Source organism: Pseudomonas sp. 22515 (genome assembly GCF_052044625.1).
Taxonomy (GTDB): domain Bacteria; phylum Pseudomonadota; class Gammaproteobacteria; order Pseudomonadales; family Pseudomonadaceae; genus Aquipseudomonas; species Aquipseudomonas alloputida.
Genome location: NZ_JBQENN010000010.1, coordinates 1 through 26,043, shown reverse-complemented (window position 1 = coordinate 26,043; position 26,043 = coordinate 1). Strand labels below are relative to the sequence as shown.

General features: G+C 60.7%; 26 protein-coding genes and 1 pseudogene. 14 read left to right on the top strand and 13 right to left on the bottom strand.

The window, feature by feature from the left end:
• Positions 1 to 530 precede the first annotated feature (530 nt).
• Positions 531 to 1,568 (bottom strand): sensor domain-containing diguanylate cyclase, encoded by a 1,038-nt coding sequence (locus ACTJJN_RS11375; RefSeq protein ID WP_440781279.1) that lies wholly within the window; start codon positions 1,566 to 1,568, stop codon positions 531 to 533.
• Positions 1,569 to 1,935: 367 nt separating this feature from the next.
• On the opposite strand from ACTJJN_RS11375, the gene ACTJJN_RS11370 reads away from it, so the two are divergent.
• Positions 1,936 to 2,421 carry a DUF2165 domain-containing protein gene (locus ACTJJN_RS11370; protein ID WP_179053152.1) on the top strand — a complete coding sequence of 162 codons (486 nt, stop codon included), beginning with the start codon at positions 1,936 to 1,938 and terminating at the stop codon, positions 2,419 to 2,421.
• Between the two features lie 45 nt (positions 2,422 to 2,466).
• Positions 2,467 to 3,183, top strand: coding sequence for an SDR family NAD(P)-dependent oxidoreductase (locus ACTJJN_RS11365; RefSeq protein WP_440781278.1), 717 nt, complete (start codon positions 2,467 to 2,469; stop codon positions 3,181 to 3,183).
• 169 nt (positions 3,184 to 3,352) lie between these two features.
• On the opposite strand, the gene ACTJJN_RS11360 is transcribed toward ACTJJN_RS11365, so the two are convergent.
• The 3 genes from ACTJJN_RS11360 to ACTJJN_RS11350 all read right to left on the bottom strand — a co-directional run bounded on the left by ACTJJN_RS11360 (position 3,353) and on the right by ACTJJN_RS11350 (position 4,711).
• The gene (locus ACTJJN_RS11360; protein WP_003250694.1) at positions 3,353 to 3,616 is read right to left on the bottom strand and encodes a DUF3077 domain-containing protein; all 264 of its coding nucleotides are present in this window, start codon (positions 3,614 to 3,616) and stop codon (positions 3,353 to 3,355) included.
• A gap of 148 nt (positions 3,617 to 3,764) precedes the next feature.
• Entirely contained in the window at positions 3,765 to 4,007 is a 243-nt protein-coding gene (locus tag ACTJJN_RS11355; RefSeq protein WP_012052871.1) for a hypothetical protein, read from the bottom strand.
• A 485-nt stretch (positions 4,008 to 4,492) separates the two neighbouring features.
• Positions 4,493 to 4,711, bottom strand: coding sequence for a hypothetical protein (locus ACTJJN_RS11350; RefSeq protein ID WP_014591528.1), 219 nt, complete (start codon positions 4,709 to 4,711; stop codon positions 4,493 to 4,495).
• Between the two features lie 176 nt (positions 4,712 to 4,887).
• Here ACTJJN_RS11350 and ACTJJN_RS11345 point away from each other — a divergent pair, with 176 nt between their 5' ends.
• The 5 genes from ACTJJN_RS11345 to glsB all read left to right on the top strand — a co-directional run bounded on the left by ACTJJN_RS11345 (position 4,888) and on the right by glsB (position 9,001).
• Positions 4,888 to 5,604, top strand: coding sequence for a hypothetical protein (locus tag ACTJJN_RS11345; protein WP_440781277.1), 717 nt, complete (start codon positions 4,888 to 4,890; stop codon positions 5,602 to 5,604).
• Positions 5,605 to 5,752: 148 nt separating this feature from the next.
• Positions 5,753 to 6,166 carry a thiol-disulfide oxidoreductase DCC family protein gene (locus ACTJJN_RS11340; RefSeq protein ID WP_440781280.1) on the top strand — a complete coding sequence of 138 codons (414 nt, stop codon included), beginning with the start codon at positions 5,753 to 5,755 and terminating at the stop codon, positions 6,164 to 6,166.
• On the top strand, positions 6,151 to 6,711 hold the full coding sequence (gene folE / locus ACTJJN_RS11335) for a GTP cyclohydrolase I FolE (RefSeq protein WP_003250704.1): 561 nt from the start codon (positions 6,151 to 6,153) through the stop codon (positions 6,709 to 6,711). The genes ACTJJN_RS11340 and folE overlap by 16 nt, the downstream gene beginning before the upstream one ends.
• Before the next feature lie 35 nt (positions 6,712 to 6,746).
• Positions 6,747 to 7,205, top strand: a complete 459-nt coding sequence (locus ACTJJN_RS11330; RefSeq protein WP_440781276.1) for a DUF3429 domain-containing protein — start codon at positions 6,747 to 6,749, stop codon at positions 7,203 to 7,205.
• Between the two features lie 887 nt (positions 7,206 to 8,092).
• Positions 8,093 to 9,001 carry a glutaminase B gene (gene glsB / locus ACTJJN_RS11325; protein ID WP_004575383.1) on the top strand — a complete coding sequence of 303 codons (909 nt, stop codon included), beginning with the start codon at positions 8,093 to 8,095 and terminating at the stop codon, positions 8,999 to 9,001.
• A 39-nt stretch (positions 9,002 to 9,040) separates the two neighbouring features.
• On the opposite strand, the gene ACTJJN_RS11320 is transcribed toward glsB, so the two are convergent.
• Positions 9,041 to 11,452, bottom strand: a complete 2,412-nt coding sequence (locus ACTJJN_RS11320; RefSeq protein WP_440781275.1) for a TonB-dependent siderophore receptor — start codon at positions 11,450 to 11,452, stop codon at positions 9,041 to 9,043.
• A gap of 253 nt (positions 11,453 to 11,705) precedes the next feature.
• Between ACTJJN_RS11320 and ACTJJN_RS11315 the strand changes: the two genes are divergently transcribed.
• Complete coding sequence (locus ACTJJN_RS11315; RefSeq protein WP_440781274.1) at positions 11,706 to 12,362, top strand: HD domain-containing protein; 657 nt, start codon at positions 11,706 to 11,708, stop codon at positions 12,360 to 12,362.
• A gap of 28 nt (positions 12,363 to 12,390) precedes the next feature.
• On the opposite strand, the gene ACTJJN_RS11310 is transcribed toward ACTJJN_RS11315, so the two are convergent.
• A complete protein-coding gene (locus tag ACTJJN_RS11310) occupies positions 12,391 to 13,554 on the bottom strand; it encodes an AAA family ATPase (RefSeq protein ID WP_012052856.1) in 1,164 nt (387 codons plus the stop codon).
• 146 nt (positions 13,555 to 13,700) lie between these two features.
• On the opposite strand from ACTJJN_RS11310, the gene ACTJJN_RS11305 reads away from it, so the two are divergent.
• On the top strand, positions 13,701 to 14,174 hold the full coding sequence (locus ACTJJN_RS11305) for an anti-virulence regulator CigR family protein (RefSeq protein ID WP_012052855.1): 474 nt from the start codon (positions 13,701 to 13,703) through the stop codon (positions 14,172 to 14,174).
• Between the two features lie 81 nt (positions 14,175 to 14,255).
• Here the strand turns inward: ACTJJN_RS11305 and ACTJJN_RS11300 are convergent, their stop codons facing one another.
• A complete protein-coding gene (locus ACTJJN_RS11300) occupies positions 14,256 to 15,020 on the bottom strand; it encodes a hypothetical protein (protein ID WP_003250736.1) in 765 nt (254 codons plus the stop codon).
• Between the two features lie 65 nt (positions 15,021 to 15,085).
• On the bottom strand, positions 15,086 to 16,363 hold the full coding sequence (locus tag ACTJJN_RS11295; protein WP_004575388.1) for a bifunctional O-acetylhomoserine aminocarboxypropyltransferase/cysteine synthase: 1,278 nt from the start codon (positions 16,361 to 16,363) through the stop codon (positions 15,086 to 15,088).
• 223 nt (positions 16,364 to 16,586) lie between these two features.
• On the opposite strand from ACTJJN_RS11295, the gene ACTJJN_RS11290 reads away from it, so the two are divergent.
• Positions 16,587 to 16,745, top strand: coding sequence for a hypothetical protein (locus ACTJJN_RS11290; RefSeq protein ID WP_004575389.1), 159 nt, complete (start codon positions 16,587 to 16,589; stop codon positions 16,743 to 16,745).
• Between the two features lie 113 nt (positions 16,746 to 16,858).
• Here ACTJJN_RS11290 and ACTJJN_RS11285 read toward each other — a convergent pair whose 3' ends face one another.
• A complete protein-coding gene (locus tag ACTJJN_RS11285) occupies positions 16,859 to 17,854 on the bottom strand; it encodes a 5'-nucleotidase (RefSeq protein ID WP_012052853.1) in 996 nt (331 codons plus the stop codon).
• Positions 17,855 to 17,996: 142 nt separating this feature from the next.
• Between ACTJJN_RS11285 and ACTJJN_RS11280 the strand changes: the two genes are divergently transcribed.
• A complete protein-coding gene (locus ACTJJN_RS11280; protein ID WP_440781273.1) occupies positions 17,997 to 18,482 on the top strand; it encodes a hypothetical protein in 486 nt (161 codons plus the stop codon).
• Between the two features lie 7 nt (positions 18,483 to 18,489).
• On the opposite strand, the pseudogene ACTJJN_RS11275 reads toward ACTJJN_RS11280, so the two are convergent.
• A pseudogene (locus tag ACTJJN_RS11275) lies at positions 18,490 to 18,950 on the bottom strand (NAD(P)-dependent oxidoreductase); the annotation flags it as partial.
• Between the two features lie 2 nt (positions 18,951 to 18,952).
• Between ACTJJN_RS11275 and ACTJJN_RS11270 the strand changes: the two are divergent.
• From ACTJJN_RS11270 to ACTJJN_RS11260, 3 genes are read left to right on the top strand one after another with little or no spacing between them, the layout of a single operon-like run.
• On the top strand, positions 18,953 to 19,903 hold the full coding sequence (locus ACTJJN_RS11270; protein WP_440781272.1) for a sugar kinase: 951 nt from the start codon (positions 18,953 to 18,955) through the stop codon (positions 19,901 to 19,903).
• A gap of 55 nt (positions 19,904 to 19,958) precedes the next feature.
• Positions 19,959 to 21,251, top strand: a complete 1,293-nt coding sequence (locus tag ACTJJN_RS11265; RefSeq protein ID WP_010954250.1) for an MFS transporter — start codon at positions 19,959 to 19,961, stop codon at positions 21,249 to 21,251.
• 10 nt (positions 21,252 to 21,261) lie between these two features.
• Positions 21,262 to 22,224: a 2-hydroxyacid dehydrogenase gene (locus tag ACTJJN_RS11260; RefSeq protein ID WP_088513131.1), complete on the top strand. Its 963-nt coding sequence runs from the start codon at positions 21,262 to 21,264 to the stop codon at positions 22,222 to 22,224.
• 42 nt (positions 22,225 to 22,266) lie between these two features.
• On the opposite strand, the gene ACTJJN_RS11255 is transcribed toward ACTJJN_RS11260, so the two are convergent.
• From ACTJJN_RS11255 to bamA, 3 genes are all read right to left on the bottom strand, one after another.
• Positions 22,267 to 23,232, bottom strand: coding sequence for an endonuclease (locus tag ACTJJN_RS11255; protein WP_440781271.1), 966 nt, complete (start codon positions 23,230 to 23,232; stop codon positions 22,267 to 22,269).
• Between the two features lie 14 nt (positions 23,233 to 23,246).
• On the bottom strand, positions 23,247 to 23,630 hold the full coding sequence (locus tag ACTJJN_RS11250; RefSeq protein ID WP_012052219.1) for a hypothetical protein: 384 nt from the start codon (positions 23,628 to 23,630) through the stop codon (positions 23,247 to 23,249).
• A 130-nt stretch (positions 23,631 to 23,760) separates the two neighbouring features.
• On the bottom strand, positions 23,761 to 26,043 hold a 2,283-nt coding region (bamA, locus tag ACTJJN_RS11245), incomplete at its 5' end, for an outer membrane protein assembly factor BamA (protein ID WP_440781270.1).

Here is a 26,043-nt window from a genome sequence, read left to right as displayed (position 1 = left end):
GACCTGAATAGATCAAACTATAGGCTATAGGCCTTGTATTTACTAGCCTGTAGGCTATCCATGACGGCCTACAGCATTCCATGGAAATACTTTGTATAAGCGCATGGGGTGCAAGGGGTCGAGTGTTCGAATCACTCCGTCCCGACCATATATTTCAATGACTTAGGCCATTTCCGAAAGGAGTGGCCTTTTTCATGTGCGTGACTTTTGCGTGACTGCTCAGGATTTTACGCTTGCCTCCTCTTCAAAATTGTCAGCACCGGCCCACGCGAGTCCGTCGCTGAAACTTTGTTTGCCGCCTTTATCAACACTCCCTCACCGAAGCGGCATCAGTGAATCTCGTGGCTCGCCGGGACCCGCTGAGTTTCAGCGCCCCCTCAATGCCGAAGCTCAAGGCGCTAACTCAATTCGTTTCATGAAGCGCACGATTGCGGCTTTCGAACATCGAACGTTCGCTTGGCGAGCGCCTGTCCAGATGAGGCGCTCTCGTATAGGGGAGTATCGCTCCATGTTACCGAGTCTTAACGTCCTCAGGATAACGCTGGCACATAGACAACTTGGTCACGCCCCCCATGTTTGGCCGCATAGAGACCGCCGTCAGCGCGCTTTATTGCATCATCAATCTGCTCACCCTGGGTGAGCAGGGTGCATCCAATGCTCATGGTCATCTTCCGGGGGCCGCCGGGCATCAAAAACGGCGTGCTGCCGATTGACTGACGCAAGCGCTCCGCAATCTGCGTTAATTCTTGGCTATCTTTAACCCGTAGCAGGGCCACAAACTCCTCTCCTCCCTGGCGTACCAGCAGGTCATCTGGCCGCAGCGTAGCCCGCAGTCGGCGGGCACACTCGCAGAGCACTTTATCGCCGGCATCGTGGCCATGCTCGTCATTGACGGATTTGAAACGGTCGAGGTCTGCGTATACGGCACCTAGCTGTAAACCTCGCTCCTCAGCCAAACGAAGCTCTCGGTTCTGAAATGCTGCCAACGCCCCGCGGTTCCATAGTTGTGTCAAAGGATCAAGCAAAGCCCTGCGCTGCCCGCGATCCATTTCAACACGCAGAGCGCGATTGACCTGCGCTAGGCTCCGCAGTTGCAAATAACCCTCGGTGAGCGTGGCTAAGTCCCGAAAATTAGCCTGTTGCGCCTCGCTGAGCTTCCGCGGCCGAGGATCGAACATGCACAGGGTGCCAATGGCTTTGCCATTTGAGGCACGTAACGGGTGGCCCGCATAGAACCGGATATAGGGTGGGTTCAGCACGAGGGGATTGTCCTCGAAGCGTGAATCGCACCTGGCGTCGGAAACCATCAAGGTATCTTCACCGAGAATCGCGTAGCCGCAAAAGGACACATTGCGCTTCGTCTCGCTTACCTCGATGCCGATTCGAGCCTTGAACCACTGCCGATCCTGATCGATTAGGCTGATCAGAACGGTCTCCACCTGGGCTAGTTCTTGGGTGAGTCGTACCAAGGTATCAAGATAATGCTCGGCTGGCGTATCGACCAAGTCCATGTCATCAAGTGTGCGCTGACGAAGTGCTTCATCAGCGGGTAGGGGACAAGCTGGCATGTCTGTTACTCCACTCCTTGGTTCGTTTTTTCACAAACGCGGATAGAAAAATCTCAAGCATCTTGGCCAATGCCGCACACGCTCGGCGCCTTCAGGCCAGCCGAAGTAGAGAGCATAGCAAACCGGTTGGCTCTATCCCGGATCCTCCAGTGGGTCATACCTGTGGCGTTGATCGGCGCGGCTCGGTCGGTCGCCCAAGTCCTCGACAAACTTCTCAGACTTACAGGCGGCTTGAACAAACGGTTGAGGTTGTCGCCCCTGGCTGCCTTATTGGAAAACCGGTATTGACCTCGAGTTAAGTCAAGGTTTTAGAGTGGCGTCCGGACGCTCTCGCTGCTTTCGGAAACGAACTCACAAAGGACCCGGAATGGACACTCCGACTTCACTGCTGATTTTCCAGATCACCTGCTGCATTGGCTTGAGCCTGTGGCTGAGTATCAGCCTGATCAACAACCTGCAGGCCTTTGCCAGCTCAGCCGGGGCGATCGGGGAGACCATGTCGATGGCGCCGCTGGCCCAACCTCCCGGAATCAGCCTCCCTTTGCTGGTGCGAGCGATGACCTCTCACGCCATCCATCGCTTGGCCTTGTCGATCATCGTGCTGACACAGGCAGCCGCCGTTCTCGCGGCTTGGGTTGGCTGCTATGAACTGCTGCTTGGCGCCGGTTTGGAGGTGGCGCTGCCCTGGTTGAACCTGGCCTTGAGCGCAACGCTTGGGTTCCTGTTCGCGATGCTGCTGGGCGGGATATGGTTCGGCTACTGGATCCGCCAGGAAGGGTTGCAACTGACCCATCTGCTGTTGATGGTCTGGATCCTGCTGCACTTCGTCGTACTGAATGTCCGGTGGAGTTGAACGGCTCAGGGAAGCTTGGAGCATTTCAGTTAAAAGGAGCAACAGATGAAGATGATGATCGTAGGCGCCGGCAGAGGGTTGGGCCGGGCTTTGCTCGAAGGGCTCGGCAAGCCAGGGGACACGCTGATTGGCGTATCACGCAAACAACCGTCAGACTTGGCCCTTGCCCCGGACATCGATCTGCACTGGGTCGATGCCGACCTTGCCAAGCCAGCGGCGGCTGTGGCACAGATCGCGGATCGGGCACCTGCCGATCTGGATGTCCTGATCTACAACGTTGGCATCTGGGAAGAACACGCCTTCAGCGAGCACTATGCCTTCCTTGACGACAGCGACGAATCGATCACCAGGCTGGTCGAGGTGAACATCACGGCCACGCTGCTTCTGCTCAAGCGCCTGGTGCCCAAGTTGCTTGGTGCGTCCCGGCCGCAGTTGATCCTCACCGGTTCGACCTCAGCTCTTCGCCAGAGTGGGCGCCCGGAGGTAGCGTTCGGCGCCTCAAAGTTCGCCCTCAACGGCATGGCTGATGCGCTGCGCGAAAGTTTCAGGAATGACAACCTGGCGGTGACTGTGCTTCAACTGGGTTATCTCAATACCGACGACTCCCTGAACACGCCATTGGCGCAAGCCGCAGCACGTGGCGAGCGGCGCCAGGTACCGGTGCATGATGTGGTCACTATGGTCGACGCGCTGTTGCGCTTGTCCGGGGCTTCGTTCGTACGGGAGCTGATCTTGCCGGCTATCGGTGATGAGCGCTTCTGACGCCAAATCACTGGAGCCTTTGCGTGAGGGTTCGGCTTTGATGTCGCAATCGATGGAACTGAGTCTTGGATCACGTCTAGCAAGAAAGGGGCAGGGGGTAGGTCGCTGAGTCGCCTTCAAAACCGGGAGTCGCATAGGTCTTGAAGGCACCCAGTCGATGATGAGTCATTCAGCGCATCATGCCCAGTTCAGCATCATCCATCAGTGCCTTGGCTAACGCGCAAAGGTAGTGCGAAGCCCAGATCAACTGAGGTTTATCTTCCATCAATCCATCCAGGGTCATGTCCCGTGCATAGCCCATCAGCTCGGACGCCTGTTCACGGGCGCTTTGGCAAGGGATGCCGGCTTCGATGCGGAAGAGGGGATGGGTCTGGTTTTCACCTTGGTAGAAGGTGGTTTTGCCGACGGTGAATTTGGTTTCTTCTGTGGACATTGTTCAGTTTCCCCAAGATTGCTTCAGCCTGTACGGGCCTATTCGCGGGTGAACCCGCTCCTACGGGAGCACGGCAGTCTTCAAGGCTGAGGGAGTGCCGGGGAGGGTACCGCGAAGAGGCCGGCCCAGGCAGTACATCAGCGACACGTCAATGCATAGTCCGAGGCTCACTGGGCATCTGCACTTGGGCTATTGCGGACTCGAGCAAAGCTCTCAAGGTCTCCAGTTCATGCATCGAGGTCATCATCAAAATCGACGCGGGGGACTTGGGCTGCAGCAGCATTGCCTGATGCACGACGGTCGCCGCGCATAACGCGTAGTCCGTAGCCTGAACCAGGGTGTCTTCCAAGGAAAGAACGTTGTGGGGTGGATCAGGTACTATTTTCAGCATAAACCCTCTCAGTGCCTTACAGGGCTGCCGCAGTACCGCTGTCAAACGGAAGGGTGGCAGCTGTTTGTGGGTTGACAGACCGGGGGCACTGAGAATCCCGGCGCACACGAAGGTGCCCCACGCACAGCTGCCATAACTGGCATTGCACATGCTCTCAGTGAACCACGGTCTGTCAAAACCGTGCCGCCAATGGGTGGCGACAGGCCGAGACTAGGGCTGACTATTTCCATGTGCAACGAAAATCAGGCGCGAGGAGTATCTTTGGGAAATGGCCTACAAGGAAGGGGTAATTTCTGATTTTTCGACCCGCTCCCGTTCCCCAAAACGTCGACAGGAAACATGCGGGCAAAAGAAAGCCCGCCGAGGCGGGCTAAGTACTATCACGTAGGGATAGCTTCATCCTGCCCAAGCCACTGTGAAAATGGGGTGAAAGAAAGGTCCCCATAACGTCATCATCCAGTGACGTTAGCGGGGCCCCGTGCCCTTTAAAGCTCGGCTTTCTGCCGCTGGTGGCGCTGAAAGCGGGTAACCGCGATCTGGACGGCAGCTGCAACGAGGCACAGTAGGCCGACTTTCCAGCTGCCCTCCAGGCCGTAATGCTCGGCGATCTTCCCTGTGATGATGACGCTAACGAAGATGGCGAAAGGCAGGATCAGTTTGTTCATCGGGTCTTCCAGCAGGCTGCAGATGGCTCGGGTGAACATGCAGTTCACCCAGCGGAAAGGCCGCGATCTTAGCAAATCCGGTTGCGGCGTTGTGGTCACTTCCAGAGCGGTTGCAAGGTGTGTTGTCTGTATCGCGATAATGGCAAAGGGTCAGTATGGACTTGCGCGACCCAGCCCTCGAAACTGATCCATTCGCATCTGGACCAGGGCCGGTCATGAATAACCTGCAACGCACACTCTCTCTCATGCTGCTGCTGGCAGCCGCTTCATTGACCGCCTGCGTCCCCTGGAAACGCGAACGCGCCGCCTACGCGGACCTTTGCGAATCCGAGTTCCAGTTCAAAGTGCAAGGCCCGCAGGGGGAGACCACCCTCTACCTGGAAACCTACCTCTACGACCACGCCGCCCTATGGGGCGAAAAGCGCTATGAGCAAAGCCTGTACGTGCAGTACCCGGGCGAGAAGTACTCGCGGCAGGAATTCTTTGTGCAAATGATCGCCTACAACAAAGACCGCCAACGCCCGTCGACCGATGCCAAGCGTGGCGAGCCGCCGATACCGGTGCTGTACGACAGCCGTCGGGCTTACATCACCTTTGAAGACGGCTCGCGCCTGAATGCGCGGCCCGAGGTGTACTTGGGCCTCAACGAGACCTACGACTTTCCGTTGGTGAATGAGAAGACCGCCCGGCCATCGCCATACGACATCAACAGCGATGAAGTGCACCGGATGATTCCCAGGATGACCAACAACAAGCGCTATGGCTCGACTTACGTGATCTTTCAGACGGACAAGTTCGAGGCAGATTCCAAGTGGACGATTCATCTGGGGGCACTGGATGTGCAGGGCCGCAAGGTGCAGATTCCGCCGCTGAAGCTCTGCTATCACCCCGTTAAGAAATGGATCGGGATCGAGCCGCTCATGCGGCCTTGAGTGGAAGGTGTCGGCCATGGGAGGTTTGGCGGCGCTCGATCTCACCGGCAATACAAACCCACCGGCGAACATCTCCCAGCCCCCCATTGCGAATTTCCTGGTTTCAGCTAACTTATACAAAAACCTGTACAAGCATGAGAGGTTGTACATGTATTGCGAGTGGCCCTTCACCCTGTACTTTGACGGCGCCTGCCCGTTGTGCGCTCGGGAGATCGCCTTCCTGCGCAGGCAATCGACCGGGGGAAAGCTCATCCTGATTGACATCAGTGCGGATGATTTCGATGCAGGGGCGTTGGGCTTGACGGTTGAGCAACTGAGGTCATGCCTGCATGGAAGGTTCGCGAGCGGGCACTGGGTTACAGGCTTGGACGCCACCTTGTGGAGTTGGCGTGCTGCCGATGTGGGCCTGTGGGTCGCGCCACTGGCTTGGCGTCCGCTACGTCCCCTGTTTTCGGTGCTTTACAGGCTGTTCTGTCGATTGAGGCCACACTTGGCCTGGCTACCACATCCCGCTGGCGGGCACCGCTGTAGCGGTGAGGAGTCCAAATGTCACATTCGTTAGCCGAGCACTACCATGAAATCCTGGTCGGTATTGGTGAAAACCCGCAGCGCGAAGGGCTTCTGGACACACCCCAGCGTGCGGCAAAAGCGATGCAGTACTTGTGCAACGGGTATGCCCAGGATCTTCACGAGGTCGTGAACGGTGCTCTGTTCGAGAGTGAAAACGATGAAATGATTGTGGTGCGTGACATTGAGCTCTACTCATTGTGCGAACACCACATGCTGCCGTTTATTGGCAAGGCGCATGTTGCGTACCTGCCAACAGGACGCGTGTTAGGCCTTTCCAAGGTTGCACGCGTGGTGGATATGTTCGCCCGTCGTTTACAGATACAGGAAAACCTCACGCGGCAAATTGCGTATGCCGTGCAGGAAGTCACGGATGCCGCAGGGGTAGCGGTCGTGATCGAAGCCCAGCATATGTGCATGATGATGCGCGGTGTAGAGAAGCAGAACTCGGTGATGATTTCATCCGTGATGTTAGGTGCATTTCGCGACGCCCCCTCGACGCGGCACGAATTCCTGAACCTCATTGGACGACACAGTTGACGTCCGGTCCTGAACCGTCGCGAAGGGGCGCCCAGATGAATACCGATGCTACTGCGTTATCTCCAAGCCGCTTCGCTGTCCTGGGTTACGGCGGTCTGCTGCCGTTTATTGGTTTGACGCTGCTCATCCTTTTTTGGGCTGAATATCGAGCGTTTTTCTCGATGATGCTGGTTGGCTATGGCGCGGTGATATTGAGCTTCGTCGGTGCCCTGCACTGGGGGTTTGCCATGACGTTGCAGGGTTTGCCCGCAAAGCAGCGTCAAGAGCGACTGGTGTGGAGCGTTATACCGGCCCTGATCGGTTGGGTTGGCACGTTGCTGCCTGTGCCATTGGGGTGTCTGGTGTTGACCTTTGGTTTTGTCGGCCATCTTTGGCAGGATCGCAAACTGGCGCAAGCGATGCCTGGGTGGTATCTGCCGATGCGCGTGCATCTCACTGCTGTAGCGAGCCTCTGTTTGCTGGTCAGTGCACTCGCTGTATTCATTGATTTTTGAAACCCCAATCCACGCTTCGATCCGTTCTACCCTGCCAGGGTGAGCGCTACGGATAACCCAGTCGGGGGCTGCGCGGCTGCTTTTCGTTCCATGAATAGACGCTCTTCCACTCAACACTATGCATCCGTCTGTGTCTCTGCATCCCTGATGCGCTTGAGCGGCTGAGCGCTGGGCGGCAAGCACTTGTTGCGCGGTCAGCTCGATATAGTCGAACACCGCCTCGGAAGCTCTGTAACTTGCGCAGTGCGCTGTACGGTCGCGTAGCAAGTCATATCTCCGAGTCCGTTGAATTCCACCCGCCACTTCGAAACCCGCTCACCTGGTCGAGTAATGTACTGTTCTGGGTCGAATAGCTGCACGAAGGCGCCGCTTACAGGTGAAGGCTGACCAATGTCTTCACCGTTGAAGGCTTCCCGGAGATAGCAGGCCTTTATCCCGCTGCCCGCATGTATCTTTCCTTCAGTTTGGACGTGAGCGCTGTGCCTTTTTTTAGTTGGCTCACAAAATCTTCAGAATTCGCGATTATGCCGTTTTTTTCTTCACTTTCCACAGGCATGTGAGGCTTGTGGATTATCGCTGACCGCCTCGTAAGCCTCCAACTACATGTAGCGTCTGAGCAGGCATCACTCGTCGTTCTGTTCCAACAGCATCGACCCAGCCAGCCGCGTGATGGCCGGATCGTTGGGGAAATTCCCACAACATCGGCGCGGCGCGTGGCCGGCCCTCGCAGCTTTTTACAGCTGCCTTCACGGCCGTAACGCGCGACGATCTTCCTGGCGATGACGATGCTTACGGTGATTTGTTTCTGAATGTGTGATCTCTCCCGCTCAGTCTTCGTCAAGAAGACTGCCCCTCGCCGTCGTCTGGGGATTGATACAGGGCCTTCCATGCAAACGCTGTTGAACGAGATTCTCGAAGAAGTACGTCCCTTGATCGGCAAGGGCAAAGTCGCTGACTACATTCCTGCGCTGGCGGACGTGCCGGCGAACCAGCTGGGCATCGCTGTCTATGGCAACGATGGCAGTTATCACTGCGCAGGCGACGCGCGGGTGCCATTCTCGGTGCAAAGCATTTCCAAGGTGTTCAGCCTGGTTCAGGCCATTGGCCATTCGGGGGAAGCCATTTGGGAGCGACTGGGGCATGAGCCTTCGGGGCAGCCATTCAACTCGTTGGTGCAGCTGGAGTTCGAGCGCGGGCGGCCGCGTAACCCGTTCATCAATGCAGGGGCATTGGTGATCTGCGATATCAATCAGTCGCGCTTCGCTGCCCCCACGTTGTCGATGCGCGATTTTGTCCGACGGCTTTCAGGCAACCCCCACATCTCGATCAATACCCGGGTCGCTGATTCGGAATATCAGTTTCGCGCGCGCAACGCTGCCATGGCGTACCTGATGCAGTCATTTGGCAACTTCCATAACGAGGTCGAGACGGTGCTGCGCAGTTACTTCAGTTACTGCGCACTGCAAATGAACTGCCTGGACCTGGCGCGGGCATTCTGCTTCCTGGCCAATGATGGGTTCTGCAAGCACAGCGGTGAGCAGATCCTGACGCGGCGCCAGACCCAACAAGTGAACTCGATCATGGCCACCAGCGGGCTGTATGACGAGGCGGGGAATTTCGCCTTCAGGGTGGGTTTGCCTGGCAAGAGTGGCGTGGGTGGCGGGATCGTGGCGATCGTACCGGGGCAATTTACCGTATGCGTGTGGTCGCCAGAGCTGAATGCGGCGGGCAACTCCCTGGCCGGGATGGCGGCGCTTGAGCTGCTCAGTTCGCGGATCGGATGGTCGGTGTTCTGATCTGCGAACTCAGGGGCCATCAGGCGTCGCCTTGGCGGGTCAGAACGCGTACACCAACGTGGCCGTGGCGCTGCGTGGGCTGCCATACCAGCCGCGCGCGCCAATCGCCGTGTAGTAGGTTTTGTCCAACACGTTGTTGAGGTTCAGTGAAACGCTGGTCTGCGGCGTGAAGGCATATTGAGCCATCAGGTCGACCACGCTGTAGGGGTCCTGGGTGAACGTTTCGTTGTTGGGCCCGGCGCTCTTGTAATATTCGGTACCCTGCCAGCGCACACCACCCCCGACCTTCAACTGTGGCAGGGTCGGCAGGCGGTAGCTGGTGAACAGTTTCAAGGTGTCTCGCGGTATTTCAGTGTTCAGGCGGTCGCCATCCGAATCCTTGCTCACCGCATAGGTGTAGCTGGCCGAGACCTGCCAATCAGGCAAAATCTCGCCCGCCATTTCCATCTCGAAACCACGTGTCTTGGTACCCGACTCGGCACGGTAGGCCTGGTTGCCGTCTGGCGCCAGGTTGCTTCCGTCGGCTACCGCCAGGTTGTCCTGGTGCACCTCGAATACGCTGAAAGCGGTGGTCAGGCGCTGGTCCCAGAACTCACTCTTCAGACCGAGCTCGTAGTTCACGCCTTCCAGCGGGTCCAGGTAGGTACCGTTGATATCCTTGTTGCTCTGCGGCTTGAAAATGGTGGTGTAACTGGCATAGGCCGACCAGTGCTCGTTGAGGTCATACACCAGGCCAAGGTAGGGCGTGACGACCCCGGTTTCGCTACGTGAGGTGCGGCTTGTCGTGCCGGACGACAGGGTGGTAGAGGTTTCGTCGCGTTTCCAGTCGATCAGCCGCGCCCCGGTAATCAGCGACAGGTCATCGGCCAGGCTCCAGCGTACCGAAGCCACCAGGCCGTCCTGGGTTTCATCCAGCGCGTCTTCCGAGGACTTGGCATGGATGGCGTCTGGTATCGCCAGCGAACCGTCCCAGGTGTAAATGTTGTCGATGGTCTGGATCGCCCACAGTGGGTAACCGTCGTTGCGGTAGTAGGCGCGGTAGTGACTGGCCCCGACGTAGGCCTGGTGCTCGCGTGACAACAGCGCGAACGGGCCCGACGCCGACAGGTCGAATGAGGTCTGCCGGGGCTCGCCGGCCCAACGCCCCGTCCAGGTGCTGATGCCACTGCCATCGGGCTTGACGGTGCCGCTGGCAGCGGTGGCGAAGGCGTCGTCATAGCTGCGACGGCTGTGTTCGGCATTCAGTTTCAATTGCCAGCCGTTGTCCAGTTGATGCTCCAGCGTAGTGAATACCGTCTTGGTGCGACGCTTGTGATAGCTCCAGTCCGAAGCCGAATTGAACGCGCGGGAGGGGCTGAAGTGACTGCCATCTGAATTGAACATCGGGAAGCCGTGGTTGCCTGCCCCGTCGTTGTCCATCTCCTGATATTCCGCACCTGCTGTCAGCATCGTGCTGTCGGTGATGTCCCACTCCAGCACCCCATAGGCCACCTGCCGCTCCAGCGATTGGCGGTCGACGTAGCTCTGGCTGTCGGTATTGGAGGCGACAAAGCGCCCGCGAACATTGCCGCTTTGCGTCAACTTGCCAGAAACGTCCAGCTCGGTGCGGTAGTTGTCCCACGAGCCCGCTTTCAAGGTCAGCTTGCGTTGTGTTTCCAGGGTCGGCTTCTTGCGGATCAGGTTGACGGTGGCGCCCGGGTCGCCAGTGCCGGACATCAGGCCCGTGGCACCGCGCACTACCTCTACCCGGTCATAGGACACCATGTCGGAGAGGTCGTCCCTGAAGCCAAAGGTATCGGGGCGGTTGATGCCGTCCACCTGGATGCTGCCGACCTCGAAGCCGCGCACGTAGATATGGTTGGCGTCGCTTCCGGCGGGCCCCATGCTGTCAACGACCACGCCTGGTGTCTGTTCAAGCACCTGGGCAACATCGTTCAGGTTCTGGTCTTCAATCTGCTGGCGGGTGACCACGCTGACCGATTGGGGTGTCTCGCGTGCAGACAGCCGCAGCCCGGTTGCGGTATTGACCGAGCCGGTGGTGTAGCTGCCGGTGCCTTCGGTGGTGGCACCCAGGGCCATGCTGGAGACGGTGGTTGCCGCAAGCTCCATGGCGCCATCCTGCTCAGCGCTGACCAGCATGAAGTGCTTGTCGCCCGCTGCCTGCACCTGCAAGCCACTGCCTTGCAGCAGTTCTGCCAACGCCTGATGCAGCGCGTAATTGCCGTTCAGCCCTTTGCTGTGCAAGCCTGCGACTGCTTCATGGCTGAAACTGATGACTGCCCCGCTGGCGTCGGCAAACTGGTCGAGTGCGTGAGCCAATGACCCTGCCGGGATGCTGTAACCCACAGGCTCGGCCCAGGCATGTGCAGTGCCCAGCAGCGAGCCCGCGAAGCTGACCGCTAGCGCGGTTTGGCGAATACGGGTGGCGGGGGAGGAAAAGCGAGCGGACATCCATTGACTCCTTGCTGATCGAATACAAGTGCTCCCAGTAACAAACGTGTTGTTGACGGAAATACTTAGTAGCAAGGTGCAGATAGGGCTGAGGATCTACTTTGGCAGTAACATCCTTATCGCAGCACAAGGCTGCTCCTGCCAGTGCTGTACAGGCTTTGAAACCGACATGCAGGCTCTCGGTACTTGCCCAGGCAGTGTCCGGACGGCGCCCGTGACCCCGCGCATTCACCGGAAATGGAACCTACCGAAGATGACCCGCCAAGCGTTTGCCCCTTATCAGAGCCTTGCCACTGACTTGCTGAAGTATCTGCCGTCCGACCAGCGTGATGGCTCCCACGACTTGGCCGATATTCAGCGCGTGTGGGTCAATGCGCACCGGATTCAGCGGGTAGAGGGTGGCGACCTTGAAATCTTGCTTGCGGCGACGGTGCTGCACGACTGTGTGGCGGTGGAAAAGCATTCGCCGTTACGTGGGCAGGCCTCGACGTTATCGGCGAACAAGGCTGCATCAGTCCTTGCTGAGATGGGCTGGCCGAGTGGGCGTGTTGAGCAGGTAGTGCATGCGATCAAAACGCACAGTTACTCGGCGGGGTTCGAACCGCTGACACGTGAGGCCTGCATCCTTCAGGACAGTGACCGGCTTGACGCCATAGGCGCGGTGGGTATTGCCCGGTGTTTTTACGTCGCCGGGCGAATGGGGTCGGCGCTCTATGACGTCGAGAATCCTTTCGCGCAGCAGAGGGCGTACCAGGACGGGGCGTATGCCATCGAGCACTTCCAGACCAAACTGCTCAAGCTCGCCTCGGGCTTTAAGACCCAAGAAGGGGCTCGCCTTGCTGCCGAGCGTCATACCCGGCTTGAAACCTTTCTTACCCAGTTCATGGACGAGATTACCGGGGCCGGTTAGTCATGCCGGGCTTGTGCCGTCCTTGAATTCAGTCAGCCCAGCGCCACAGCGGCTCATCCAGCAACCCAACCCCCCGCAGCTGGGTTTGCCCTTGTATTTTTTCCAGCTCTAGCACATTGCACCCGTCACAGGCTGCCAGCGCGTTGATTAATGGCGCACTGTGCGATACCACCCAAACCTGGCTACGGCGTGATGCACGAATGATCAGCCGCGCCAAGGCCGGGAGCAGGTCCGCGTGCAGACTGGTTTCCGGTTCGTTCAAGACCATCAGCGATGGCGGTCGTGGTGTGAGCAGGGCGGCCATCAGCAGAAGATAACGCAGGGTGCCGTCTGACAATTCAGCACCCTCGAGCGGGCGCAAAAGACCGTGCTGGTGCAGCCGTACACTGAACAGCCCGCCAGGTGGCGCATTGACCTCCAGACGGCTGCCGGGAAACGCATCATTCAGCGCTTCCACCAGATCCTCCACATCACCAATTTCGATAATGGTCTGCAACGCCGAGGCAAGGTTGCGCCCGTCGTGATGCAGTACCGGCGAGCGAGTGCCCAGTTGGGGTTGACGGCAAGGCGCATCACGGTCAATCCGGAAGTGATCGTAAAACCGCCAGCTGTTGATGAACGCGCGCAGGTCACCGATTTCCGGTGCCTGGCGTGGCCGGCCGACGATGTTGAAAAAGCTCTCGCCGCTGTCAGCATGCTGATCGAGCACTGCCCAGCGGTTGCCCTCGCGGGCCCGCACCAGGGCATTCTTGCGCTCGACCAGCAACGAAGAGGGGCGATAGGCGCCAGCGCCCCAGATGGCCTCGCACTTTATTTCAGGGTCGAGCATGAACGCGCTCGGATACGGCAGGGGAATTGGCAGGCCGAGGGTGATGGCAAAACCGAGGTCTTCGGTGGCAAAGCCCAGGCGCAGGCGCCTGACTTCGCTCGGATGCTGGCCTTGGATGGGCACTTCGCCGCGCCGCATTCGTGCGCTGGTTTCTGGGCCGGCCCACCAGGTCGAATCCAGCCCGCCTTCACGGGCGAGGGCTTCGACCACACCGCCCTGTGCGGTTTCGGCCAGCAGGCGCAGCGCCTTGTACAGGTTGGATTTGCCGCTGCCGTTGGCACCGGTCACCAGGTTGAGTTGGCTCAGCGGCAGCACCAGGTGGTTGATCGAGCGGTAGTTGCCGATGGCGAGGGTAGTGAGCATGCAGTGCTTCCCAGCGTGGACCAGGCGACCGATTGTGGCCGAAGCGTGCCTCCCTTGTCAGCCATCCCTGCTGAGGCGGTTGCAAGTGAAGCAGGCGTGCGCACCGTCTATAGTGTGGGACAACCTCTCTCGCAAAGGATGCTCACATGGCCAGATCAACAATCATGACAGCCGTTGTCACCTCATTGGCGGTGGCCTTGGCCTCTGGCCCGGTGCTCGCCGACCCGGGTAATGGCAAAGGCCAGGGCCAAGGTCAGGGGCACGGCAAGGGCCAGGCGCCGCACGCCCAGGGCCAGGGCAATTCGGGCGGCCACAAGCAGAGCGTCGGCGGCAATGACTGGCACGGCGGCCCGTCCATCGACCGTGGCGATGTACTGGGCATCCTCGGTGGCCACCGCAACTACTGGAGCCCGGGCCCGGCATTGCCTCCAGGTATTCAGAAGAACCTGGCCCGCGGCAAGCCCCTGCCACCTGGTATCGCCAAGAAACTGGATGGCCGTCTGTTGGGGCAGCTGCCTCACTACGACGGGTATGAGTGGATGCAAGCGGGCGCAGACCTGATTCTGGTCGCCGTGGCGACCGGGATCATCTATGAGGTGTTGAACGGGGCGTTCGACTAAGGCCGCAGGTGCGAGCAGTCCGCTCGGTCCCTGTAGGTGCAGGCGTGCTTCGGCTGGGCTGCGCAGCAGCCCAGCGACCTCTCAACGCCGCCGCAACACCGCGGCCAGCCCAAGGGTCAGCACCACAGCGCACAGCATGGCCAGCCCGATGGTCACGCCAACGCCCCACGTTTCCAGCAGCCCCGCCAATACCAGATAGAACGCAATCACCCCCACCGCGCCGATCGCATTCCCTCGCACCATCGCCGCCATCCCGGCTCGCCCGCCCTGCACATGGGCGAACACCACCAGCGGCCAGGCAATCACCGGAATCGGCGCCAGCATCCCGCTGGTCGCCGGGCCCAGCCAACTGGCCAGGCTGGTGGTGATCATCAGCAGGGAAGTGGCAGATACCATGCGCAACGGGATTTCCCAGTGCCGGTGCCGGGGGCGGGCCAAGGTATCAGGTTTGGGCTCACGGCCGCTGGCGCGGATCAGCACGCCGATCAGTACCAACGCCACTGCAATCGACAGGTACAGGCTGCCCCAGTGGGTAAAGGCATAGGCGGCCAGGCCATAGAACAGCAACGCCAGCAGTACGGCCACGGCGATGCCGAGTGTGCGCGTGGCCAGCAGGTAGACGGTGTAGGTGGCCTGCACCGCTGCCAGGCCGCCCAGTGCGCCGGGCAATGCGCCCAGGGCGAAGGCCGTGCCCTGTTCCAGGCACAGGAAGGTCATCACCAGCGCCGAGGTGATCGGCAGGCCGGACAGCAATCCGCCTAGCAGGCCGCCCCAGCGCCGGGAGGCGAGGGAGATGGCCCACATCAGCAGGGGGGTGATGGTGAGTTTCAGGTAAAACAGGGTCATTGCGGGTACATCCCACGCTTGATGAAGGTGCGCCCGCCTTCGACATTGGGTAGGGCGCGGAGGAATCAGCCGCGGCTGGCCTCCAAGGCCTGGGCCAGGTCGGCGATGATGTCGTCACTGTGTTCGATGCCGATCGACAGGCGCACCATGTCCCGTGGCACGCCGGCCTTTTCCAGTTCCTCGTCGTTGAGCTGACGGTGAGTAGTGGACGCGGGGTGGCAGGCCAGTGACTTGGCGTCGCCGATGTTCACCAGGCGTACCACCAACTGCAATGCATCGATGAAGCGCGCGCCAGCCGCCTGGCCACCCTTGATACCGAACGACAGGATCGACGCCGGCTTGCCACCGGTGTAGCGCTGGGCCAGTTCATGTTCGGGGTGGTCGGGCAGCCCGGCGAACTTCACCCAGGCCACTTGCTCGTGGGCTTGCAGGTAATGGGCGACCTTTAGCGCGTTCTCGGTATGGCGCTCCATGCGCAGGGCCAGGGTTTCCAGGCCTTGCAGGATCAGGAAGGCGTTGAATGGCGACAGCGCGGCGCCGGTGTTGCGCAAGGGCACCACACGGCAGCGGCCGATGAAGGCGGCAGGCCCGAAAGCTTCGGTGTAGGTGACGCCGTGGTAGGACGGGTCGGGGGTGTTGAGCAGGGCGAAGCGTTCCTTGTTTTCGGCCCAGGGGAATTTGCCGGAGTCGATGACGATGCCGCCGATGCTGGTGCCGTGACCGCCGATGTACTTGGTCAGCGAGTGCACGACGATATCGGCGCCGTGCTCGAACGGTCGGCACAGCACCGGGGTGGCCACGGTATTGTCGACGATCAGCGGCACCCCGTGGCGGTGGGCGGCCTCGGCCAGCGCAGCGATATCAACGATATTGCCGGCGGGATTGCCGATGGACTCGCAGAATACCGCTTTGGTACGCGCGTCGATCAGCGCTTCGAGGGCGGCGATATCGTCATGGGCCGCGAAGCGGGTGTGGATTCCCATGCGTGGCAGGGTGTGCGCCAGCAGGTTGTAGGTGCCGCCGTACAGCTTGGCCACCGAGACGATATTGTCGCCGGCTTCGGCGACGGTCTGGATGGCGTAGGTGATAGCCGCCATGCCCGAGGCGACGGCCAGCGCGCCAACCCCGCCTTCCAGGGCGGCCATGCGCTGCTCGAGCACGTCGTTGGTAGGGTTCATGATGCGCGAATAGATGTTGCCGGCAACCTTCAGGTCAAACAGGTCGGCGCCGTGCTGGGTGTCGTCGAAGGCGAAGGAGGTGGTCTGGTAGATCGGTACGGCCACCGCCTTGGTGGTCGGGTCGGGGCTGAAGCCCGCATGGATGGCAAGCGTTTCCAGCTTCATGCAATCGTTCCTTGAGCGTGGGTGGAAGCGTTCGAGCATGCGGCGGCGAGTGGGCATGGGTCAAGGAGGATCATTCTGGTGGTCCCTGCGCGGCGTTTGCGGCCACTGGCTCGACAGTAAAGATATGCAAAGTTTCCCTGTGCCATCACACCGCAGCTCTAGAATCCTGTCGCTGCCCAATCAGCTAAGGCAGGCAGCAGATCTAGCCTTGTGGAGCGTTTCAATGAAGTCGAAAAACCTTTTGCGCGCAGCCTTGGTGGCGGCGCTGGTATCCGCCTTGTCGGGTTGCTGGATGTTCATGCCACCGGGTGGTGGCGGTGGTCATGGTGGGGGTGGCCACGGCGGTGGTTTTGGTGGCCATCAGGGTGGCGGCCCGCGCTAATTTGACCCCGCGATGGACCGCGCCATCTCGGCCGGGTTGCAAGCGCGTACCCGGCACCGGCGCACCCCCTTGGTCGCCCGAACCGCGGGTGGCACAGCGCCGGTGTTTGCGCTTTAGGGCATGCAGGATGATGCGCTGATCGGCAGTTGATCCTGCTGCAGGTCTGGTTCCTGAGGCGAGCTCACTCTATTCGCCACCCCAAACGGTACATGCACCATCGGCAGGTTTCCCGCTGGCGATTGCAGGTGCGTGCGCTGGTCGTCGAAAAACACATGCGGCTTCAATATCGACAACACCCTGGGTTTATCCATACCGCCTAGAAAAAAGCACTCATCCGGGGATACGCCCCAATCCTTCAAGGTTGTCACTACTCGCTCGTGCGAAGGCGCGTTGCGCGCCGTGACGATGGCAATGCGCAGAATCCGCTGGTACGTCGGGTCCTCGGCCAGCTTGCGGTCCTCCAGCATGCGTATCCGCGAAAGCTTGCGGTAAAGGTCTGCCAGTGGCCCCGGCGAATGCGGGGTGCCCTTGTGCATGCGCTCGTGTTCCTGAAAGTCGTCCAGGTTGTCGTTGCGCTTGTAAACACGCTCTGCCTCGTCGTCGGCAATCACGCCATCGAAGTCGAAGGCCACCCGCAGCTCAGTGTCGATTTCATCGTCGTAGATGCGCGTAGGCAGTACACGCCCGGCAGGGTAGTTGGCGTCGATGGCCTTTTGCACATCTTCCTCGTTGGCGCTGAGGAACAGCGAGGCATTGAACGCCGGGATGTATTCGTAGGGCGAGCGGCCCGACATGAATGCCGCGCGGGTGATGTCCAACTGATAGTGGCTGATGGAGCGGAATACCCGCAGGCCGGTTTCCGGCGAGTTGCGCGAGAGCAGCACCACTTCCACCGGCAACTGGTCGGGGAACGCCTTGTTGATGCTCAGGAAGCGGCGAATGAACGGGAGCGCCACCCCACTGGGGAACGGCTCGTCCAGGTTCTGCTCCTGGTGTTGGCGGTAAGCCTCGACACCTTGTGTCTGGTAGATGTCATCGGAGACGGAGAGGTCGAACAGCGCGCTCGAGGCAACGCCGATGACCAGTTTTTCTTCAATGGGGTAGGGCATGAAGCGGCTCCTGCGAGTGGCATGAAGGCAAGTGTACGCGCACGTTCTGACGAAAGCCGTCAATTGCGCGACTGAGCAGTGGATCCGTTGATGTCATTTTGATAGCTTCTCGCCCCTTACCGCAGTATCCGGACAGTGATTGATGAACCAGCTACATGAACACGGCACCCTGACTCCGCTTGCCGAGGTGAATGGGAACACGATGCACGAGCCCCACGATGAGGCAGACGCGTCGGCCCAGCAGGCCACCGGGCATGACGCACTGCAGGCCAGTATCGAGGCGCTGAACAAAAAGCTCGTGGCAACTACCCTGGCCCGTGTGCAGAAGGAAGGGGCGATTCGCAAGCACCTTGAGCAGTGCCAGCAGCAACTGGCCGCCAGCAATCAGGCTCGGGAGGGGCTGTCCATCACGGTGACCACGGCACTGAAGAAGCTCGCGCTGGCAGCGAGCACCCAGGCAGACCGTGTGGACAGTGTGGAGACGCGCTTGACCGGCCTGGCTGAGCGCCAATGTCAATGCGTGGCGCAGTCAGCAGCCGGTTGGCCCGCGTACCTGGAACGTCATGGAGTGTCGTTGGTCGCCTTGGCCGTGGCTGTGTTTACGCTGGGGCTGCACCTGCTTGGGTAGTGCAACCTCAAGGCTGCACTGGGTTCAGCGTTGAAGTGCCAAAGCTTGCGGGTTGGCGACGTTCTTCGGCACCCCTTCGAAAAACGCCAGCACATTGTCGAAGGCGTCACCGAAGTACAGCTCGTAGCCGTTCTTCTCCACATACCCCAGGTGGGGCGTGCTGAGTACACGTGGGTGGCGCAGCAGTGGATGGGCCGGGTCGAGTAACGGCTCCTCCTCATAAACATCGACCGCCGCGTAGCCCGGCCGCCCGACATCCAATGCCTGCAGTAATGCGCCTGGTGCAATCAGTTCCGCGCGGCTGACGTTCACCAGCAAGGCGTCGGGCTTCATGTGGGACAGGTCGTCGAAGGTCACTCCATGGCGTGTCTGATCCGAAAGGCGCAGGTTCAGGCTGACAATATCCGCCTCGGCAAAAAACGCCTCACGCGAGGCGGCAGCAGCGTGGCCATGGGCTTTGGCTGCGGACCATGCATGAACATGACGTGCTGTGTTTCGGCGAAACCATGGCCATGTTCGTCGCCGAGCAAGCCGGCGATCTGGCCGGTGTCGGCCAGTTCGGCAAACGCATCGCCGGCGCCGACAGCAATGTGGCGATCGGCCTGGCGCGGCTGGGTTTCAAGGTGCGCTGGCTGAGCCGGGTAGGTGACGATTCGTTGGGCCGTTTCGTGCTCGACAGCTTGCGCTGCGAAGGCCTGGACTGTTCCGGTGTCGAGGTGGATGCCATCTACCCGACGGGTTTTCAGCTCAAGGCCCGCAGCGATGATGGCAGTGACCCGGCAGTGGAGTACTTTCGCCGCGGTTCGGCGGCCAGCAGGCTGTCACCTGCGATGGTGAGCCCCGTTTGGCTGCAGGCTCGCCACGTGCACGCTACCGGTATTCCGCTGGCGCTGTCGGACAGCTCGCGGGCGCTGTCCCACGCGCTGCTGGACGCAATGCGCGCAGCCGGGCGCAGCATATCGTTCGACCCCAACCTGCGCCCCTCGCTGTGGCCCGATCAAAGCAGCATGGTGCGAGAAATCAATGCCCTGGCGGCCAAGGCCGACTGGGTTTTACCGGGGTTGGAGGAGGGGCGGTTGCTGACCGGTCANCACACGCCGGCCGATATCGCCGCGTTCTACCTGGACCAAGGGGTGGAATTGGTGGTGATCAAGCTGGGCGACGCTGGCGCCTACTTCCGCAGCGCCAAGGGCGAAGGGCAGGTAGCCCCCGTGCCAGTCAGCCGCGTGGTGGACACCGTCGGTGCAGGTGATGCCTTTGCCGTCGGTGTGCTCAGCGCGCTACTGGAGGGCCGTCCGGTAGCCGAGGCGGTAGCGCGCGGCAACTGGTGCGGCAGCCGTGCCGTGCAGTCGCGGGGCGACATGGAAGGGCTGCCGCTGCGTCATGAACTGGAGGCCTACGACCTGCGCAGAAGCGCATGAGCCGACCCCGAATCACCTGTTGCAACAAAAACAACAAGCTCAGGAGAAACAAACCATGCAAAGCCAAAGCCTGGCACCTCGCCGCTGGTGGTACATCATCCCGATTGTGTTCGTCACCTACAGCCTGGCGTACCTGGACCGCGCCAACTACGGCTTCGCCGCCGCCTCCGGCATGGCCGAAGACCTGCACATCACCCCGGTGCTGTCTTCGTTGTTGGGTGCGCTGTTCTTTCTCGGTTACTTCTTCTTCCAGGTGCCCGGCGCCATCTACGCTGAAAAGCGCAGCGTGAAGAAGCTCATCTTCGTCTGCCTGATTCTGTGGGGCGGCCTTGCCACGCTTACCGGCATGGTCAGCAACGTCTACATGCTGATCGGCATCCGCTTCCTGCTCGGGGTGGTGGAGGCTGCGGTCATGCCGGCCATGCTGGTGTACCTGTGCCATTGGTTCACCCGGGCCGAGCGTTCGCGCGCCAACACCTTCCTGATGCTGGGCAACCCGGTGACCATTCTGTGGATGTCGGTGGTGTCCGGTTACCTGATCAAGCATTACGACTGGCGCTGGATGTTCATCATCGAAGGCCTGCCCGCCGTGATCTGGGCATTCTTCTGGTGGCGCCTGGTAGATGACCGCCCGGCCCAGGTGGCTTGGCTGAGCGAGCAGGAAAAGGCCGCTCTGGCGCAGGCGCTGGCTGCCGAGCAGCAGGGTATCAAGCCTGTAAAGAACTACCGCGAAGCGTTCCGCTCGCCGCAAGTGATCATCCTGGCGCTGCAGTACTTCTGCTGGAGCATCGGCGTGTATGGCTTCGTGCTCTGGCTGCCGTCGATTCTCAAGCAGGCGGCGAACGTTGATATCGTGCAGGCCGGCTGGCTGGCCTCGGTGCCCTACCTGGCGGCGGTGCTGGCGATGGTGGGCGTGTCCTGGGCGTCCGACCGCCTGCAAAAGCGCAAGCGCTTCGTCTGGCCGCCGCTGCTGATTGCCGCGTTGGCGTTCTATGGTTCTTACGCCTTGGGCAGCGAGCATTTCTGGCTGTCGTATGCATTGCTGGTGGTTGCTGGTGCCTGTATGTACGCACCCTATGGCCCATTCTTCGCGATCGTGCCCGAGATCCTGCCGGCCAACGTCGCAGGCGGCGCCATGGCGCTGATCAACAGCATGGGGGCGCTGGGCTCGTTTGGCGGTTCGTGGCTGGTGGGCTACCTCAATGGGGCTACGGGCGGGCCCGGCGCCTCTTACCTGTTCATGTGCGGTGCGCTGCTGACTGCAGTGGCGCTTACCGCTGCGCTCAATACTTCCCAGACCTCTGGCCGAGCAAAGCGCGATAGCTCGCGTCTGGCCATGAACCATTAGGAAACCTGCAATGAAGAAGCGAATCGTCCTGTATAAACGCCTGTCAGACGACTTGATGGCACGCCTGCAAGATCGCGTCGAGGTGACCTGGGTGGATACTACCCAGCCCGATGGCCTGGCCCGCCTGCGCGATGCGTTACCGGGGGCGCACGGGTTGCTGGGGGCCAGCCTGCGCCTGGATGCCAGCCTGCTCGACCTTGCCCCGCAACTCGAAGTGGTGTCGAGCGTTTCGGTAGGCGTGGACAACTACGACATTGCTGAACTCAGCAGGCGTGGTGTGATGCTGACCAACACGCCCGACGTGTTGACAGAAACCACGGCCGACACAGGCTTTGCCTTGATCCTGGCTACCGCCAGGCGGGTGGTGGAGCTGGCGAACTGGGTGCGTGACGGCCGCTGGCAGGCCAACTTGGGGCCGGCGCATTTTGGCAGTGATGTGCACGGCAAGACGCTAGGCATCGTCGGCATGGGCCGCATCGGCGAGGCCCTGGCCCGGCGCGCGGCCGCTGGCTTTGGCATGCGCGTGCTGTATCACAGCCAGCGTGCCAAGCCCGAGGTGGAAGCACGCTATGCCGCATGCCAGTGCAGCCTGGATGAGCTGTTGCAGCAGGCAGACTTCGTTTGCCTGACGGTGCCGTTGAGCGCCAGCACCGAAGGCCTGATAGGCGCACGGGAACTCGCGTTGATGAAGTCTGAGGCAATCCTGGTGAACATCTCACGCGGGCGTGTGGTGGATGAGCAGGCGCTGATCGAAGCGCTGCGGGCCAGGCGCATCCGCGGTGCGGGGCTGGACGTGTTCGTGCACGAGCCGCTGCCGAGCGACTCGCCGCTGTTGCAGCTCGATAACGTGGTAGCGACCCCGCACATCGGCTCGGCGACCGAGGACACCCGCCAGGCCATGGCGCGTTGCGCGGTGGACAACCTGCTCAGCGCGCTGGCCGGTGAGCGGCCGGTAAACCTGGTCAACGGCTGACGCGCCCCGGTTCCCACAGGGGCCGCGCAGCCTTTGAAACGGTCAGCGGCAGTTGCCTGCCTTGCGATACCCCGCTGCCTGCGCTTCACCTTCGTTTGCGAAGGTAACCTGGTTCTTCGCTGTAACCTGGTTGTAGCCCGGGCAGCCGACTGACAGGTGATAGACGTGGCTGTTGCGGTTGCCAAGCACGGCGCCGACCGAACCGGCGCTGGCCAGGCTTGGTTTGGCCTCTGGCTTGGCCGCGTTTACCGGCACCGCCTCTACCACGCCGCTGCCAACCGGCTTGTAGCCGGCGGTCCACTTGCGTTCGCCGCTTACGAACGGGTTGGCATGGCCCATGATCGCGGCAATGCGCCGGTCGCGTTCTTTCTCCCAGGCCGACACCGGGTGTTGCTTGTCCCAGGCCATCAGCAGCTGTTGCTGTTGGCGCGACATGTTCAGCTTGTAGCGGTCGAACATGTAGAACGTGGTGCGGGCCACCAGGCCTTTGACTTCGTCACGCGGTTCGGCGGTGCGCTGGACGAAATCGACCTTGGTGGTGCATTGGCCGTATTCGCCGGCATTGCCAGTGACCATGCCGTAGTTGAAGTTGCTGCGGTCACCGTTGACCTCACCCACGGCCGGGTAAAGGTTGAACAGGTCGGCCTCCATGGCGCGGAACACCGGGTCGTTGTCCACGCAGTGCTCACGGCCGCCGTTCTTCCAGCACTGGCGCTGGTTGCCGAAGGTGTGGGCGGGCACGATGTGTTCCCACTCGGTGCGTTCGGCACGGTTCTGCTGCTTGCGCGTCTGGTAACCACACGAGGCGGCATCGATGCGCCCGCCAGACTTGCCCACCCAGGTCCATTTGCAACCGCAGTACAGGTCGCCCATGGCACTGCTGGCCTGGTCCAGGTAGACCTTCTGCTTGGCCACCACCTTGGCTTCGGTGAAGGTGGTCGGCGGGTTGGCCAAGGCAGGGAGGGTAAAGGAAAATAATAAGGTTACGGCGTAAAGCAGTGATTTCATGGGGAAAACATATTTCAGGTTGGGCCGCGCATTGTAATGGTTTCCCCGGGGCTGACCAGCTCGCGGAGCCATACCAATGGTCGGCCAGGGTCGTCGCTGCCCATACGGCTGAAGGTGGTTGAGTCGAGCATGTCCCGCACCTGGGTGCCCATGCGCAGCAGGTGCTCGACGAAACCGGCACCGACGTCACCGTAATCCTCCAGGGAAACCCCGCTCTGGTTGTGCTGGATTGCCAGGTGGTAATGACTGACACCATCGCCGTTGCCGCTACCGCCCAGTACCACCGTGAAGCGTGGGCCAAGCAGGGTGGTCAGGCGTTGCTGCACCAGATCGAGCAGGGCGACGGGTATTTCATTTTCGCGCAGTGATGTAGGGAAACAGGGTGTGAACGGAGGCATGAGGGTGTCCTGCTGGGCGGGGTTCGAGTGCTGGCCAGCTTAGGCAAGGTGATTGTCAACTTGGGTAAAGCGGGGGTAAAAGCGGGTAATGCTCAACCCCCGTGCTGCGCGGTTCATTTCAAGAGCAGCCTCAGAAGGTCTGGCCCAACGAGAACTGGAACACCTGGGTTTCGGCGTTATCCGGCTTTTTCAATGGCGCCGCCAGGCTGAAACTCAGCGGCCCCATCGGGCTGTACCAGGTCACGCCAACCCCCAGCGACACAGCCATCTGCGCCAGGTCGACGCTGCCGCAGCCTTGGGTGGTGGACAGGTAGCAGGTGTCGGCATATACGTTGCCGGCATCGACAAACACCGAGCTGCGCAGCTGGCTCTGGTCCTTCACGAAGGGCAGCGGGAACAGGTACTCGGCACCGCCGGTAATCAGGATATTCCCCCCCAGCACATCGGTGTCGCGGTCGGAATAGTAAGCCTGCCCAGCGCTGGAATAGGCCCCGGTAGCCGGTGTGCTGCGCGGGCCGAGGGTGCCGTCCTTGAACCCGCGTACCGACCCCTGCCCACCGGCGTTGTAGCTTTCATAGAACGGCAAGCCGTCGGTGGAGCCATAGCCGTTGCCGTAGCCCAGGTTGGTGTGCAGGCGCAGCGTGGTGTTGCTGGTGACCGGCAGGAAAGCCTGGCCGTTGTAGTCGAGCTTGTAGAACGACAGGTCGCTGCCAGGGGTGGTAGCCATCAGCGTCAGGCTCTGCGAGTGGCCCCGGGTGGCTAGCACGCCTTTGTTGAGGGTAGATTCCGACCAACCGATCGACGCCTTGAGGTTGTTGAAGCTTTTGCCTTCGCGGGAGATGAAATCGTAGATCTCGTCAGCGCTGTAGGTGCCGGGCGAAATGTCGTCGTGCTGCAGGGTCAGGCCGTAGGTCAGGCGCGAGGTTTCGTTGATCGGGTAGCCGAAGCTGACCCCGGCGCCGTAGCTGTTGATTGCATAATACGAAACCCCATCGTCGTAGTAATCGCTGTAGTCGGTGCTGTTGTAGAACAGGTTGTAGCCCAGGCTCACGCCGTCGGCGGTGAAGTAGGGGTCGACGAAGCCGAAGTTGTACTTGGTCTGGTATTCCGAACGGGTCAGGCCGATGGACACCTTGTTACCGGTACCGAGAAAGTTGCTCTGGCTGATCGAACCCCCCAGGATCAGGCCGGCGCTCTGGGCGAAACCGACGCTGGCGGTGATCGAGCCGGAGGCCTGCTCTTCGACGCTGTAGTTGACGTCGACCTGGTCGTCGGTGCCAGGCACCTGCGGGGTCTCGACGTTGACTTCCTTGAAGAAGCCCAGGCGCTCCAGGCGGGTCTTGGACTGGTCGATCAGGTAGGTCGACGCCCAGCCACCTTCCATCTGGCGCATTTCGCGACGCAGCACTTCGTCTTCGGTCTTGGTGTTGCCGCGGTAGTTGATGCGGTTGACGTAGGCACGCTTGCCCGGGTCGACCACGAACATGATGTCGACGGTGTGGTCCTGGTCGTTTGGTTGCGGCACGCCGTTGACGTTGGCGAAGGTGTAGCCTTCGTTACCCAGGCGGCGGGTGATCAGCTCGGACGTGGTGGTCATCACCTTGCGCGAGAACACCTGGCCCGGCTGCACCAGCAGCAACGACTTGACCTGGTCTTCCGGCACCTTGAGGTCACCGGACAGCTTCACGTCGCGAACGGTGTATTTCTCGCCTTCGTTGATGTTGACGGTGATGTAGACGTGCTTCTTGTCCGGCGTGATGGACACCTGGGTGGAGGCGATGTCCATGTTGATGTAGCCGCGGTCCAGGTAGTAGGAACGCAGGCGCTCCAGGTCACCGGAGAGTTTTTCACGGGCGTACTTGTCGTCGTTCTTGAAGAACGACAGCCAGTTGGTGGTCTTCAGCTCGAACAGCTGCCCCAGGGTCTCATCATCGAATACGTTGTTGCCCACGATGTTGATGTGCTGGATGGCGGCGACGGTGCCTTCGTTGATCTTGATCTTCAGTGCCACTCGGTTGCGCGGCTGCGGCACCACCTCGGCGTCGACCTCGGCCGAGTAGCGCCCTTGGGCCACGTACTGGCGCTGCAGCTCATTACGCACACCTTCGAGGGTGGCACGCTGGAAGATCTCGCCTTCGGCCAGGCCCGATTGTTTCAGGCCCTTCATCAGGTCTTCGGTGCTGATCGCCTTGTTGCCTTCAATCTCGATGCTCGACACCGACGGGCGCTCGACCACGTTGATGATCAGCACATTGCCATCGCGGCTCAACTGGATGTCCTGGAAGAACCCGGTCTTGAACAAGGAACGAGTCGAGTCCACCAGGCGGCGGTCGTCGGCCTGGTCGCCAACGTTCAGCGGCAAGGCACCGAACACACTGCCAGCGGAAACCCGCTGCAGGCCGTTGACGCGAAT

Excerpts from the sequence above, each read along its gene's own strand:
- ACTJJN_RS11375 (WP_440781279.1), bottom strand. The coding sequence starts at position 1,568 with ATGCCAGCTTGTCCCCTACCCGCTGATGAAGCACTTCGTCAGCGCACA.
- ACTJJN_RS11370 (WP_179053152.1), top strand. The coding sequence starts at position 1,936 with ATGGACACTCCGACTTCACTGCTGATTTTCCAGATCACCTGCTGCATT.
- ACTJJN_RS11365 (WP_440781278.1), top strand. The coding sequence starts at position 2,467 with ATGAAGATGATGATCGTAGGCGCCGGCAGAGGGTTGGGCCGGGCTTTG.
- ACTJJN_RS11360 (WP_003250694.1), bottom strand. The coding sequence starts at position 3,616 with ATGTCCACAGAAGAAACCAAATTCACCGTCGGCAAAACCACCTTCTAC.
- ACTJJN_RS11355 (WP_012052871.1), bottom strand. The coding sequence starts at position 4,007 with ATGCTGAAAATAGTACCTGATCCACCCCACAACGTTCTTTCCTTGGAA.
- ACTJJN_RS11350 (WP_014591528.1), bottom strand. The coding sequence starts at position 4,711 with ATGTTCACCCGAGCCATCTGCAGCCTGCTGGAAGACCCGATGAACAAA.
- ACTJJN_RS11345 (WP_440781277.1), top strand. The coding sequence starts at position 4,888 with ATGAATAACCTGCAACGCACACTCTCTCTCATGCTGCTGCTGGCAGCC.
- ACTJJN_RS11340 (WP_440781280.1), top strand. The coding sequence starts at position 5,753 with ATGTATTGCGAGTGGCCCTTCACCCTGTACTTTGACGGCGCCTGCCCG.
- folE (WP_003250704.1), top strand. The coding sequence starts at position 6,151 with ATGTCACATTCGTTAGCCGAGCACTACCATGAAATCCTGGTCGGTATT.
- ACTJJN_RS11330 (WP_440781276.1), top strand. The coding sequence starts at position 6,747 with ATGAATACCGATGCTACTGCGTTATCTCCAAGCCGCTTCGCTGTCCTG.
- glsB (WP_004575383.1), top strand. The coding sequence starts at position 8,093 with ATGCAAACGCTGTTGAACGAGATTCTCGAAGAAGTACGTCCCTTGATC.
- ACTJJN_RS11320 (WP_440781275.1), bottom strand. The coding sequence starts at position 11,452 with ATGTCCGCTCGCTTTTCCTCCCCCGCCACCCGTATTCGCCAAACCGCG.
- ACTJJN_RS11315 (WP_440781274.1), top strand. The coding sequence starts at position 11,706 with ATGACCCGCCAAGCGTTTGCCCCTTATCAGAGCCTTGCCACTGACTTG.
- ACTJJN_RS11310 (WP_012052856.1), bottom strand. The coding sequence starts at position 13,554 with ATGCTCACTACCCTCGCCATCGGCAACTACCGCTCGATCAACCACCTG.
- ACTJJN_RS11305 (WP_012052855.1), top strand. The coding sequence starts at position 13,701 with ATGGCCAGATCAACAATCATGACAGCCGTTGTCACCTCATTGGCGGTG.
- ACTJJN_RS11300 (WP_003250736.1), bottom strand. The coding sequence starts at position 15,020 with ATGACCCTGTTTTACCTGAAACTCACCATCACCCCCCTGCTGATGTGG.
- ACTJJN_RS11295 (WP_004575388.1), bottom strand. The coding sequence starts at position 16,363 with ATGAAGCTGGAAACGCTTGCCATCCATGCGGGCTTCAGCCCCGACCCG.
- ACTJJN_RS11290 (WP_004575389.1), top strand. The coding sequence starts at position 16,587 with ATGAAGTCGAAAAACCTTTTGCGCGCAGCCTTGGTGGCGGCGCTGGTA.
- ACTJJN_RS11285 (WP_012052853.1), bottom strand. The coding sequence starts at position 17,854 with ATGCCCTACCCCATTGAAGAAAAACTGGTCATCGGCGTTGCCTCGAGC.
- ACTJJN_RS11280 (WP_440781273.1), top strand. The coding sequence starts at position 17,997 with ATGAACCAGCTACATGAACACGGCACCCTGACTCCGCTTGCCGAGGTG.
- ACTJJN_RS11265 (WP_010954250.1), top strand. The coding sequence starts at position 19,959 with ATGCAAAGCCAAAGCCTGGCACCTCGCCGCTGGTGGTACATCATCCCG.
- ACTJJN_RS11260 (WP_088513131.1), top strand. The coding sequence starts at position 21,262 with ATGAAGAAGCGAATCGTCCTGTATAAACGCCTGTCAGACGACTTGATG.
- ACTJJN_RS11255 (WP_440781271.1), bottom strand. The coding sequence starts at position 23,232 with ATGAAATCACTGCTTTACGCCGTAACCTTATTATTTTCCTTTACCCTC.
- ACTJJN_RS11250 (WP_012052219.1), bottom strand. The coding sequence starts at position 23,630 with ATGCCTCCGTTCACACCCTGTTTCCCTACATCACTGCGCGAAAATGAA.